The following is a 14945-nucleotide window of genomic DNA, read 5'->3' as shown; positions in this document are numbered from 1 at the left end:
CGACTCACCCAACGAGGGGGTGCCATGGACGCGGAATCACCAGGTTCGTCCACCCACCAGGGTGGACCAGGCGGCTCCGCTGCGGCCCCCCACCGCGGGCATCGTCTCGTCGGGCTGGCGACGTCCCTGGCCCTAGTGTTCGGGCTGACCGTCTTCATGCCGGAGCAGGCCTCCGCCGATCCGGCCGAGCCGCCGCCGGCCACTGAACCCGCCGTCGATCCCGCTTCACCGTCGCTCCTCTCCGACGAGACGTCGCGCCCAGTGGTGCGGATCCTCAGGCTGCCTGACTCTTCCACCGTTGTGGTGCTCCCCGCAGACGAGGCCCGGGCCCGGATCGACGAGGCTCTCAAGGGGTTGGAGGCCCAGGTCCAGCAGGCCAGGCGGGTGCAGGAGGAGCGCCAGACGCAGCAGGTGCAGGTCCAGCAGCAGGTGGTCCGCCAGCAACAGGAGGTCCTGGCGCAGGAGCAGGCGATCGCGGAGGCCGAGAAGGCCGAGGCCGAGGCCGACGCCAGGCTCCAGGAAGCGCTCGAGGCCCTTGCCAAGGCGCTGTCAACCAGCCAGTGCACGACGGTGGGCGGAACCAACGGGGAGCAGGCATCCATCTCCTGTCCCATGGCGGACGGCTCTGAGGCCTCGATCTCCGGCGACGACAACGTCCAGGTGACCGTGCCCAGTCCGTCGCCGGCGGTCACCGAGACCACCGATCCTGAGCCGAGTCCGGACCTTGAGCAGAGTGCCGCCGAACCCGAGGAGCAAGCCACCGAGCCCGAGGAACAACCCGAGGGCATGTCCGCGTCCAGCCTCCCCGATGACCCTGTGACGGATGCGTTGAGTTCCGGCGACCTCGCCGCAGCCCTCTCGCAGGCGAAGTCCGAGTGGGAGTCCGCAGGCGCGGACATATCCGGCATCTCGGCGTCCGTGGGCGACCTCTCCGGGACGGGGCTCGGGTCCGCGTCGGGAACCTCGATCGTGGTGGACGCCGACGCGGCCGGCTGGGGCTGGTCGCGGATGAGCCTCATCACCGTCGTGCGGCACGAGGTGGGCCATGCTATCGGCCTCGGGCACAGCTCCGGACTGATGGACGACACGCTCGAGCCGGGCGAGAGCCACGGCGTGAGCTCCTCGTTCCTGCCTGAGCCGGAGCCGGCACCGGAGCCCGCCCCCGAACCTGAGCCTGCACCGGCCCCCGAACCTGAGCCTGCACCGGCCCCCGAGCCCGCGCCTGAACCTGCCCCCGAGCCCGATCCGGCACCGGAACCTGCCCCCGAGCTCGAACCGGCCCCTGAACCTGCTCCGGCGCCGGCAGCCGAGGCCGTGCCTGCCGCCGAGCCCGCCGTCGAGTCCGACGAAGCCCCGGCCGGCGCCGAGCCCGCCAGCGATCCCGCCGCGGCCACCGACACTGAGACAGCCGACGACGGGCAGACCGCCGAGACGTCCGACCCGACAGCCTTGACCGAAGATGGGACCGGCCTTCCGGCGGCCGCCGAACCCGGCGCCGACGCCGAGGCCGACAGCCCCGAGACTGACACCCCGGCGGCCCCCCTGGAGTCCGACGAGGCCGAGAGCGTGGCGCTCATCGCCCCCTCATCCGACGCGCCCCCCGCAGCCTTCGCGGCAGAGGGTGGCAGCGCGTGGAACGTGGACGGCACCACCGCCACCCTCGACGGCTCCGTCAACGGGGGCACGCTGAGCTACGACTCCGACACCGAGCAACTGGTCTTCACCGCCGAAGACGGCACCCAGCATGCGACGGCCACCACCGGGCTGCTGAGCATCATCGTGACCGTCGCCGGCGGCTCGCTCTGGATCACCGGCGAGATTCGGCTGACGGAGACCGGTCCCGAACTCATCATCCGCGCCCGTCACATCACCGTCGCCGCGGGCTCCTTCGTGGACACCGGCTCCGGCGCCATCACGATGATCGCGTCCGACGAACGCGAGACCGGCTCCTCCGCCCTCGTGCAGGTCAACGACGCGACCCTCGCCGCCGGCGGCATCACGCTTGAGGCCCATGCCCGCGCACTGGGCGGATCAGCCGCCTCCTCGTCGGCCGCCGTGCTCGTCCGCGACAGCCGCCTGCTGGCCGACGGCCCCGTGTCTCTCCTGGCCTCGTCCGACGCCCGCGCCGTGTCCGCGACCACCGACGGCAGCAGCCGACCCCTCGACGCAGAGTTGCTTTCCGCCACCAGCTCGGCCCGCGCCGGGATCGATGGCGGCTCGGTGCAGACCGACGGCCAGCTCCAGGTGCTGGCCCGCAACCACGCGGAGCTCGCCGGCGCAGCCGTCGCCGCCTCGGGACGCATCGACCGCACCACCAGCGCGTGGCTGTCCGGCACCGACGTCGACGCGGCCGGGGTGGACGTGGACGCCGTCGCCACCGGAACCCTGACCCTCGACGCGATCGCGGGCCCGACGCCCGACGCCACCACCCTGAGCGAGGCGGGTCTCTCCGCCACCCAGGTTGCGGCGCTCAACCGGCTCGCGCAGTGGCCCGGCGCGTTCTCCCTCGGCCTGCTCCGCAGCCTGACCGACGCCGGCCTCTTCGGCGGGTTCCTGACCCTCGCCGGTGGTCGACTGATCATCACGGCCTCCGCCACCGACCGCAGCACCGTCACCGCAGACGGCGCCGACGGCCCCGGTATCGCGGTGCTGCTCGCCGACTCCACCACCTCCGCCTCCCTCACCGACTCGAGCGTCACCGGGGCCTCGGACGTCACCGTCAAGGCCACCACCACCGAGACGCGCACCGCCACCGGGCTCGGCGACGGGTCGCTGGCGCTCCTGGTCTCCAACGCCGACACCTCGGCGCTGCTCGGCTCCGGCGCCCCGCTGACGGCCGCCGGGAACGTCTCGGTCACCGCGCAGCAGTTCGTCTCCGCCACCGCCGACGCCGACGCCATGGCGCTCGTGCTCGGCACGCACCGGGTCAACGCCGACGTGCTGCGCGCGCTGCTGGCCGGCTCGATCGACGTCCTGGCCCTCGACGGATCCGTCGCGCTGGCCACGGCCCGCCCGGGCACCGCCCCCGTGGTGCCGGCGCTGGCCGCCGCCCTCGCGCTGGCCGGCGCCCCCGCCGCCGCCGCCGGAGGCCTCGCGGTTGCCGTCGGAGCGGTCCCGCTGTCCTCGTTCGCCGCCACCGTGCTGACCACAGACGTGGCCGCACTCGTCCCGCCCGGCGCGCCCCTGACCTCGGAGGGCCCGGTCGGCATCGCCGCCGTCACCGCCGGCAGCGCCTCGGCCATCGTCATCGGCATGGACAAGGCCACCGACGGCCCGTCGATCGCACTCACCTTCGCCCGTCTCCGCGCCTCGGCCACCGTGCTCGACACGGTCTACGCCGACGGCGACCTCGAGGTCTACGCGGGCCGCGGACCCCCGGCCGGGCAGCACGTCTCCACCACCTTCGCCCCGAGCCTCACCGGCACCGCAGTACACCTGGTCACCTTCACCGCCACCGTCGAGCAGCCCACGGCAGCTCCGGTCACCACCGTCGAGCAGCCCACAGCAGCTGCGGTCACCAGCTTCGAACCCCCAGCAGGCGCGGTCCTCGTCACCGCAGCCCTGGGCGGCACCCTCACCGCAGGCGCCGCGACCCTCACCTTCGCCGCCGGCTCTCTCCCCACGGATGCGTGGGTCACCATCACCTCCCGCGACGACCCCGTCGCCGGCCTCCGCACCGCCTCCCTGGTCTACGACCTGCGCGCGTTCGACGCCCGCACCGGCGTGGAGATCACCACCTTCCTGACCGCCCCCGTGCTCACCGTCGTCGTCGCCGACCCGGCCGCCCGGATCTGGTACGTCGGGGCCGACGGCTCGCTGCAGGCCATCGCCACCTCCGTCGACCCGGCCACCGGCACACTGACCGCCGCCCTGCCGCACTTCTCCGACTACGTCGCCGGCTCGCCGCTCGCCACCATCTACGACCACGTCGTCGCCATCGTCACCCAGTACGTCGGCACCGGCGTCACCAACCACCCGCTCGGCGACCTCACCCTCGGCGACGCGGTGTCGCTGACCAACGTGCTGCTGTCCTTCGTGATCCCGATCGAGTCCGGCGGGAAGTACACCGGCTCGGTCACACTCACCGGCACGCTGGCCCTCGACCTCACCGTCGGGTCCTGGCGGATCCAGGCTGGGGCCACACTCGCCGGCACCTACGTGCTCGCCGCCGACGACCTCGACGCAGGCACCCTCACCCTGACCATCAACGGCCTGTCGGTCACCGTCGAGTCCGGCACGACCGTCGTCGGCACCTTCACCGCCGCGACGGCGACCATCAGCCAGTCCGGCTCCAACGTCACCATCACGGCGACGGGCGTCAGCGGCAGCGTCGGCACCGGCCCGGCAGTGCTGACCATCGCCGAAGGCAGCCTCACCGTCACCTCGTTCGACGACAACGGCGACATCGCCCTGTCCCTGTCGGTCCCCTCCGTCACCGTCGGCGGCACCACCGGCGTCACCCTCTCCTCCGTCACCGTCAGCTACGACGGCGTCGCCGGGCTGTCGGTGCAGGCCACCGCCAGCATCACCGTCGGCTCGGCCGTCCTCACCGGCACCGCGGTCCTCACCCGCCAGGGCGACACGTTCCGCCTGTCGGTCAGCGGACTGGCGGCCACCGCCAGCATCGGCGGCTCCGCCCAGAGCGTCAGCATCAGCGGCGGCTCCGGCACCCTGATCCTCGGCACCGAGGTCAGCGGCACCCTCACCGCCACCATCGTCGCGGCCGGCTACCTCGACGCCAGCCTTGCCGGCACCGTCACCTTCGGCGGCGGCACGGTGCGCGTCGCACTCGCCGCCCGCGACCTCAGCCTCGACCTCGACGGCGGGCTCAGCGTCAGCGACGCCGTCGTCGGCCTCGTCGTCCAGGTCACCGCCACCGGCACCACCTACGCGCTCGACGCCCGCGGCGCCGTCGCGTTGACGGGCTTCCCGGGGGTCGCGGTCAGTGGCTCGTTCGTGGTGCGGGTCAACACCTTCCAGGTGGCGGTCGCCGAGACGATCGACTTCGCCGACGGTTCGGGCACCGTGGCCATCACGTTCACCGCTCCCGATGAGGTCGCCACCGGGACCACCTCGTACCTGAAGTTCAGCGGCGTCGGCCTCACGATCGCGGTACTCGGCCAGCAGCTCACCGCAGACCTCACCTTCACCAAGACCGGCAGCGGCTTCACCGTCGCGGTCGCCAACCTCGGCATGGGGTTCACCGCCGGCGGCGCCACGCTCGCCACCTTCACCGGCACCGGCACAACCAACACACTCACGTTCGACGACACGGCCAACACCCTCGCCGCCACGCTCACCGGCACGCTCACCATCGCGCTCCCCGGCCTGGCCTTCAGCGGCGACTTGAGCCTCGGCCTCAGCACGGCCGGCGCCGGGTACGTCAAGGTCACCGGGTCCCCGGTGGCGCTGACGCTCGCCGGGCAGTCGGTGTCGTTCACCACCTTCGAATTCGCGCGCGTCACCGACGGAGGCGTCACCACCACCCGCATCCACGCCACCGGCGGCACGCTGACCATCGTGGCCGGCACGACGACGCTGCTGTCGGCCGGGGCCATCAGCGGCGACCTCGTCCTCACCGCGGCCGGCACGGCGGGGAGCCTGACGGTCGGCACCCTGACCTCCGCCGTCACCAGCCTCGCCTTCACCGGCGCGCTCAGCCTCGCTGTCAACACCGGCGCGGCCGCCGTCGGCGAGCTGCCCGCCGGGCCGTACCTCCGCGTCGAGGTCCTCGCCGCCGAATTGATCGTGGCAGGGCAGAGCCTCACCGCTGACGTGACGATCGAACGCAGCGTCGATGCCGACGGCGACGTGGTGCTCCGCGCCGGCCTGGCGAACGGGTCGCTGACCTTCGAGTCCGGCGCCACCACCGTGCTGGCCGTCAACGACGCCAGCGGCGCGCTGCTGGTCACCGCCGACGGCTTCGCCGCCAGCCTCGCCGGCACCGTCTCCGTCGGGCTCACCGGCGTCTCGCTCACCGGCGAGCTCAGCGTGCAGGTCAAGAGCTTCACCGCCGCCGTCGACACCACCGTCTCCGTGGGCGGCACCGACCAGTCGATCGTGCTCCCCACCGGCGTCTACCTGCGGGTCCACGGCGAGAACGTCGTGCTCGAGGTGGCCGGGCAGCGGATCGCCGGTACCGTCACAGTCACCCATGCCTCCGGAACCACCACCGTCGCCATCGCCGACGGTTCGGTGGACTTCGGCGACGGCGCCGTCACGCTGACCGGGCTCACCACCACCGTCCCGATCACCGCCGACGCCACCGGCGTCTGGGGCTCGATCAGCGGCACGCCCGCGCTGAACGTCGCCGGGCTCTCCATCGCGGCAGCGTCGCTCACCGTCGAGTTCAACACCAGCTCCTCCCCGCAGGGCGGCATCGCGATCGACACCGTGCGCGTCGGCGCCAACGGGCTCGCCGTCGCGTTCGCGGGCGTCAGCATCACCGGCGACATCTGGGTCGAGAGCAGCGCGGGCGTGCTCACCGTCGACATCTCCGGCGGCACCGCCTCCCTCGGCCCTGTCACCATCTCCGCCATCAACGGCACGCTCGTCGTCGTCCCCGACGGCGTGGCCGGCACCCTCGCCGCCACCGTCACGCTGCCCACCATCGCCGGCCTCACGTTCGGGACCCCCACCTTCACCGTCGAGATCAACACCACTCCGTCGCCGCGGACCGTCGGCACCACCGACCTGCCTGCAGGTCCGTACCTGCGAGCGGTCGTGGAGGGCCTCAGCGTCACCCTCGACGACGCCGACCCGGCCGGGAACTTCACGGCCGATGTCGCGATCACGCTGTCGGGCGCCGGCCCCACCGCCGAGACCGTCATCGCCGCCACCAACGTCACCGCGACCGTCGGCACCGACGGTCTCACCGGCGGCCAGGGCGCGCTGATCCTCCGGTCCGGAGGCATTGCGGGCTTCATCTCCGGCACCGCGTCGGGTTCCGGCTCCGGCGTGAGCATCGAGGGCTCCGTCCTGCTGCAGATCAACACGATGACCACCGCCATCGACACCGTCGTCGACGTCGGCGGAACCGACGTGGTCATCAAGATCGCCGCCGCCCCCGCGGCCGACGACCCGTTCTTCAGCCTGTCGGCGTCGAACGTCACCGTCACCATCGGCGACTTCATCACCATCGAGGGCAGCGTCACCTACAGCGACGCCATCGTGGGCGGCTCCCCGGCGCAGGTGTTCGCCGGTAACGGCCTGTCGATCTTCCTCGGCCGCGGCCCCGCCTACACCAGCGACGGCGGCATCAACCCGCTCGCCGTCGGCGTGCTGCTGACGGACGCCACCATCGGCGTCGTCGAGATCGGCACCGGCCACGCGTTCGTCGCCACCGGCACCGTCAGCCTGATCGGCGTGCCCGGCGTGACCGTCACCGGCACCACCAGCGTCCGGATCAACACGACCGGCCTGGCGGTCGACACCGTCATCGAGATTCCGGGCAGCACGGAGCCGGGCGTCGCGGTCGAGTTCACCGCCGCCGAGATCGGGCTCAAGGAGTTCGTCGTCTCCGCCGCGACCCTCGCGTTCGCCGGCCAGTCCCTCACCGGCACGTTCTCCTTCAGCCGCACCACCGAGGACATCAAGCTCGAGGTGATCGACGGCGCCATCGACCTCGGCGGTGCCGTCACCCTCGGCGACATCGATGGCATCCTCGTCGTGCGCCCGGACGGCATCGCCGGCACCCTCAGCACGAGCCTCAGCGTTCCCAGCGCCGGGCTCACGGTGCCGAGCGCCACCATCGCGGTCAACACGTCAGCCGCGGCGATCACCGTCGGCTCGACGCCTCTCCCCGCCGGGCCTTACCTCCGCGTCGGCGCCACCGCCGCGAGCCTCAGCATCGCCGGCCAGAGCATCACGGCCGACGTCGCCGTCGAGCGCCGCACCTCCGGCGGTGTGGCCACCACGATCATCGGGCTCGGCAACGTCGCGTTGTTCCTCGGCGACGACCGCGGCGACGGTCCCGGCACCAACGACCTCGGCTTCCGGCTCACCGGCGGCTCCGGACTCATCGTCCTCACCGCCACCGGCCTGGCGGCGCGCATCGAGGGCCAGCCCACGATGCAGCTCGGCAGCTCCTCCTCCCTGAGCGGCACGGTCAGCTTCGCGATCAACACCACCGCGGCCCGGGTCACGGCCTCCATCGTCGTCGGCACGGAGACCCGCACCCTCGACGTCGCCGCCGGCCCGTACGTCCGCTTCGAGGGCACCGGGCTCAGCCTCATCGTCCTGGGCCAGAGCATCACCGCGTCCGTCGCGGTCGAGCGGGGCACCGCCCTGACCGCCGGGGGCACGCCCGATCCCAGCCGCTCCGTCCTGCGCATCGCCGCGACCGACGTCACCCTCGACATCGCCGGCGTCGTCTCGCTCACCGACGGCACCGCCCTCCTGCTGCTCAGCTCCGCCGGATTCGCCGGCCGCATCTCCGGCGACATCACGCTCAACGTGCCGCAGGTGAGCCTGTCCGGCGGCCTGGCCGTCGAGTTCAACACCGCCACCGCGGCCGTCAACGAGAGCTTCGTCCTCGGTGGAGTGACGACCTCCCTCGTCCTCCCCGAGGGCGGAACCACCGGGTACGTCCGCGTCGCGGGCACCGCCATCACGCTCACCATCGCGGGTCAGACGATCACCGCCGACGTCGTGGTGGAGAAGAACGGTACCGACACCGAACTCACCGTCCGCAACGCGCGCGTCGTGCTCGGCGGCGCCACCCCGCTGGTCACCCTGGAGCAGCCCGCCGCGGGCGAGACCGGCGACGTGGCCACCATCGTCCTCACCACAGGAGGCACCTACGGCGCCATCGCCGTCGACGTCACCGTCGCGGTGCCGGGCGTGTCGATCACGGGCACCGTCACCATCGCCTTCAACACGACCACGTCGGCGCACGCCGTCGACGGCTGGGCCTCACTGCCCGCCGGCCTACTCCGCCTCGGCGGCCAGAACTTGACGGTCTCCGTACTCGGACAGAGCCTGATCGCCGACGTCACCCTCGAACGCCGCACCACGTCCACCGGCACCGTCGTCACCCGCATCGGCATCGACAACGTCACACTCACCCTCGGCCCGCTCACGGCCACCGCCGGCAGCGGCCTGTTCATCATCAGCGACGCGGGCGTCGCGGGCACCCTCACCGTCACGATCGCGGCGGTCACTTCCCCCTTCAGCTTCTCGGGGACCCTGGACCTGCTGCTGAACACGACCACCGCGCGCGTCACGGAGACCCTGGCCGTCGGCGCAGGGACGGTCTCCATCGACGTCGAGGCCGGGCCGTACGTGCGGCTGGCCGCCACCGGCATCACGCTCGGCATCCTCGGCCAGAGCCTCAGCGGCGACGTCGCCTTCGAGCGCGCGACCGCGGCCGGTGTGGACAAGATCCTCGGCACCACCGACGACACCACCGTCACCCGCATCGCGGTGGCGAACGCCGCGCTGTCGTTCACCGCGGGCACGGCCGACCTGTCGCTCACCGCCGGGACCGCGCTCTTCGTCCTGCCCTCGGGCGGCGGACTGGCCGGCCGGGTGTCGGGTACGGTCGCGCTCACCGGCGTCCCCGGCCTCGCGATCTCCGGCGCACTCGCGGTCGAGATCAACACCACTGGCCTTAAGGTCACCGAGACCATGCGGGTGGGCACCGGCAGCGTCACCGTCGATCTCCCGGCAGCCACGGGCAGCTACCTGCGGTTCGCGGGCACCGGGCTGAGCATCGTCATCGCCGGGCAGAGCCTCGCCGCAGACGTCCTGATCATCCAGAGCGGCAGCACGCTCAGCGTGGCAGTCAGCAACGGCGAGCTCGCCTTCGGGCCCGCCGGGGCGCCGCTGGTCAGCGCGACCGGTGTCAACGGCTCCCTCACCATGACGGCCGCCGGGATGTCCGGGTTCCTCTCCGCCTCCATCGCCGTGGCCATCCCGAGCGTCGAGTTGACCGGCACCGTCGTCGTCGCGGTCGACTCCGCCGCGGGAACGCTCGCCGTCGACCTCACGACAGTCCAGCTCACCATCGCCGAGCAGTCGCTGGGCGCAGATGCGGTCAGCATCCGCCGCACCGCCGCCGGCGACGTGTCGCTCGTCGTCGACAACCTCACCCTCCAGCTCGGCCCCGAAGCCGACCCCTTCGTCGACGTGACCGCGGCCAACGGCTGGGACGGTGCGCTGCTCGTCACCGCCCAGGGCGTGGCGGGCACCTTCAGCGGCAGCCTCACGGGCGTCTTCAACCTGCCCGGCATCACGGTGGACGGGAGCGTCCGCTTCGCCGTCAACACCATCCCGTCGGCCGTCCGTCGCCCGGACCTCGGCATCGACGTCCCGGCCGGTACCTTCCTGCACGTCGAGATCACCGGCGGACTCCTCAAGGTCGGCACCAGCGGCCCTGAGTTCTCCGGCAGCTTCCTCATCAGCCGCAGCGGCACCGACACCGTCATCGCCTTCACCGGCGTCTCGGTAGAGCTCGGGTCGGGCAGCAGCGGCTTCAGCGTCACCGACGGCCAGGGCGCGTTCCTGCTCCTCGCCGGCACCGGCCTGGCCGGCGGCATCGCCGGCCTGTTCAGCGGCGCCGTCGCGGTCGCCGGGGGCGGGTTCGAGGCCGGCGCCGAGATCAGCGTCCGCTACAACGGCACCTCCCAGGCCATCGACCGGGAGATCACGGTGGCCGGCGTCGACATCCCGATCGTGTTCGTCATCTCCGATGACGGCGACGCCACCAACGACGAGATCGCCACTGTCTCAGGTCCGTTCGTCGCGGGATCGATCACCGGCGGACTGAAGTTCGGCGACTTCGTCGAGATCACGGGCACCATGAACTTCGGCGTCGACACGTCGGTGCAGAACCTGACGATCTTCGTCGGCCAGGGCCCTGGGTTCCTGGAGGACAAGTCTCTCAACCCGTTGGCCAAGGGCGTCCTCATCTCCAACGCGAGCGGGTACATCGGTGGCTCCGGCACCGGGCGCTTCTTCGCGATCAGCGGCACGGTCGAGCTCGTCGGCTTCACCGGTCTCACTCTCGGCGGCACGCTGCAGGTCCTCTACAACCAGACGACGACCGAACAGGTCCTGGGCACCGGGGACGACGCGGTCACGCTCGCCGAGGGCACCGCGACGACGCCGTTCCTCCTCGTCGTCGGCGACCTCAACCTCGGCGTGGCCGGACAGAGCCTCACCGGTACCTTCGCCATCGAGACCCTCACCGGCGGCGGCCTGCGCCTCAAGTTCGGCACTTCCGCCCGCGACGGCGGCAACCCGCTCACCCTCAGCCTCGGCGACGGCGTCGTCGTGGCCACAGTCGCCAGCGGCGAGCTGGAACTCACCCCCGCCGGCCTCGCGACGGTCCTCGAGGCCTCCCTGGCGCTCAACGCCGGCGACGCGTTCGAGCTCACCGGCTCCATCGGTCTCCAGCTCAACACCACCACCACGACGCGCACCGTGCAGGGCATCGCGCTCCCGCCGAGCTCGATGCGCATCCAGGTCGGCACCCTCGCCGCGCCCGCCGTCCTGACGATCAGCGGGCAGGAGTTGAAGGGCGTCTTCCTGTTCACCCAGATCCTGGGCCCCGTCGCCCCGGGCGCACCGGCCGGCACCACCCCGCCGAGCAAGGCCGTCATCGTCGCCTCGGCGCTCAGCCTCACCATCGGCACCGAGACGGCAGGCGTGAAGCTCTCCGACGGCTCCGCGATGTTCGTCATCACCGAGGCAGGCGTTGCCGGGCGGGTCACCGGCACCGTCACCTTCCTCATCCCGGCGGGCATCGTGAAGTTCAGCGGCACCTTCACCGTCGCCGTCAACTCCGGTGTCGCGGTGAACGAGACGATCACGCTCGACGGCACCACCGTCGTCCTCGACCTCCCCGTCGGCCCGTACCTGCGCGTCGAGGGCACGGGCGTCGCGCTCGAGGTGGCCGGGCAGAAGATCACCGGCGACTTCACCTTCACCCGCCAGGGCACCTCGCCGAACTTCACGACACAGATCACGCTCGCGAACGCCCGCGCCGCGCTCGGTGACGGCACCACCGAGTTCGCCGTGTTCACCATCACCGCAGGCTCCTTCACCATCGACGCCACCGGCGTCACCGGCTCCGTCACCGGCACCGCCGCGCTCACCCTGCCCGACGTCGGGCTGACCGGGAACTTCACCATCACCCTGACCGCCGCCACCAGCAGTCTCAGCGTGACCGTGACCTCGCTCCAGCTCACCGTCGGCGGATTCGTCCTGAGCGGCGGCAGCCTGACCTTCGCACAGACCCCTGTGGGTGGAGCCAAGGTCGTCAACGTGGCCGTCACCGGCCTCACCGCGAACTTCGGGGCACCGATCAACACGCTCACCTTCAACGGCTCTCTCCTCATCGGTCCCGCCGGGTTCGCAGGCAAGCTGTCGCTGACGGACACCAGCATCCAGCTCGGCGGCGGCTATTCAGTGGCCGCGGCGGACCTGCGCCTCGAGATCAACCGCGCCACCCAGGCCGTCACCCTCGCCGACGGCAGCATCCTCCAGGCGGGTCCCTACCTGCGCATCGTGGGCGCGGGCATCGTGGTGCAACTCGGCGACATCAAGCTCACCGCGTCGCTCGCGTTCCAGCAGACAGCCAACTCGGTCGGCGTCACCCGCACGGTCATCGTCGTGGCCGGGGGCAGCGTGCAACTCGGCACCGACCCCGCGATCCTCACCGGCGTCGACGGAATCATCGTCCTGACCTCCGCAGGCATGGCAATGAGCCTGGGCGGAACACTCGACCTCGGCTCGCTCCTGCCCGACGGCGTCACCATCTCCGGCTCCTTCTTCCTACAGATGAACCAGGCCACGGTGCCCGTGAAGGAGAACGTCACGGTGGGCGGTCGCACCGTCTCGCTCGACCTCAAGCAGGGCGCGTTCGTCCGCGTGGGCGGCACCGGCATCACGCTGGCCATCGCGGGTCAGTCGCTGACGGGCGACCTCGCGTTCGAGCGCTCCGGCGCCACCACGACGATCGTGCTCGCGAACATCAGCCTCAGCATCGGCGACGGCGTGCTCAGCCTCACGGGCGGCGCCGGCACGCTGACCCTCGGCGCCACCGGGATGGCGACGACCGCCGCGGGCATCGTCGGCACCGTCTCGCTCAACGTCCCCGGAGTGTCCCTGACCGCCCAGATGAAGCTGGTCATCGACACCGCCCCGGCCACGTCGAAGTTCGAGATCAGCGCCACCGGCCTGGTCCTGGACCTGGCGGGCCAGCAGTTGCGCGGCGACTTCACCTTCGCCCAGACCGGCGTCGGCGCCGCGCGCGTGGTGAAGGTCACGGCGCAGAACGTCAAGCTGTTCCTCGGCGACGTAGGAGCCAACGGCATGGTGGACGACCCGACATGGGTCGACGACAAGGGACTCAGCCTCACGGGCGGCTCGGGCGTATTCCTCCTCACCTCCGCCGGTCTGGCGCTCGACGTCACGGCCAGCGTGAACCTGGTGGGCCTCAGCAACGTGCCCTTCTCGCTGAACGGCGGGCTCACCGTCAGGCTCCAGGTCAACACCGGCCCGGCACCCGTGTCCACCACGCTCGGCGCGACCACCATCACTCTGCCGGCGGGCCGGTTCGTGAGGGCCTCCATCACCGGCGGCATCACCGTCTTCGAGCAGACCATCTCCGGCACCTTCATGTTCGAGCAGGCCACCGGCGCGGGCGCCGACCGTGTGCTCGGCACCACCGACGACATCCGCATCCTCCGCATCGCCGCGGCCAACGTCGCCCTGTTCGTCGGCGACAACGGTGGCACCGGTGCCGACCTCACCGACGACATCGGCCTGCGGCTGAGCGGCGGCACCGCCCTCCTGCTGATCACCCCGGAGGGCTTCGCCGGCACGATCTCGGCCACCGCCGCCATACTCCTGGGCGACGGGCTCACCGCCAGTGCCACTGTCGGCGTGGAGCTCAGCGACATCCGCCGCGTCGTCAGCGGCAAGACCGTCGGCGTCTCCGTCGACGAGGCGTTCGAGGTCGCGGGGGAGACCCTCCGGCTCACGCTGCCCGCGGGCCCGTACCTCAAGGTCACCGCCACCCAGATCAACCTCACCATCGCCGGCCAGGTGCTCACGGCGGACGTGTCCTTCGCGAAGTCCACCACCCCCGGCCTGGACGGCACCCTCGCCACCCCCGACGACGTGGAGAGCACGAAGATCCGCTTCGACAACGTCGGCCTGCGCATCGGCACCGCCGACCGCGACCTCATCGTCGTGAGCAACGGATCCGGCGCGTTCGACATCGTGGGCAAGGTCGCCGACCCGGCGGGCAAGGGCGGCGTGGCCGGCATGCTGTCCGCCACCGTCGAACTGTTCATCCCGGGCGTCACCTTCTCCGGCAACCTCGAGGTCCGCCTCAACACCCTGACCGGCAACCGCATCGTCGACAGCGTCGTCATCACCCCGGGCGTCACGGTGGCCGCCAACGACATCGCCCTCGAGGTCATGGGCCAGAGCCTCACCGGCGACTTCGTCTTCTCGCAGAACCCCGTGACCAAGGAAGTCACCCTCGCGCTGAACGACGTCGTGCTGGAACTGGGCGACGGCACCCAGTGGTTCGTCCGCGCCACCGTCGCCTCGGGCCTCTTCGTGATCACGCGCACCGGTGTCGCCGGTGCGCTGGTGGCCGGCGTCACCGTCAACCCCACCGCGGTGCCCGACGCGCTGATCGACGTCGACGTGGTGATCAACGTCAACACCGGAACCAGCCAGGTCACGCGGACCGTGACGCTCAACGGCAGCTCCGAAACCATTGACCTCGCACCCGGCACGCTGCTCGTGCAGGTGGGCCTGCCCGAGAAGCCGGCCACGATCAAGATCTTCGGCCAGGAGCTTTCGGGCGTCGCCGTGTTCGAGCAGCGCAAGACGGCCGCGGGCGCGAAGATCGTGCGGATCGCGTTCGCCGAGGTGTCCTTGTTCGTCGGGGACCCCGGACCTACCAGCGCCGATACCGACGACAT

1 protein-coding gene (running past one end of the window) is annotated in these 14945 nt (G+C 71.6%); it reads left to right on the top strand.

Features of this window, described 5'->3' with window-relative positions; translation table 11 throughout:
- Positions 1-24: 24 nt before the first annotated feature.
- Positions 25-14945: the 5' end (the start) of a hypothetical protein gene (locus tag ACZK39_RS09230; protein ID WP_463613112.1), read on the top strand. The gene runs 23563 nt beyond the window's last position; the window shows 14921 of its 38484 coding nt (coding positions 1-14921); the start codon lies at positions 25-27; the stop codon falls past the right edge of the window.

The organism is Tessaracoccus luoxuelianae (assembly GCF_055326245.1).
This window is presented reverse-complemented; position numbering and strand designations above follow the sequence as displayed.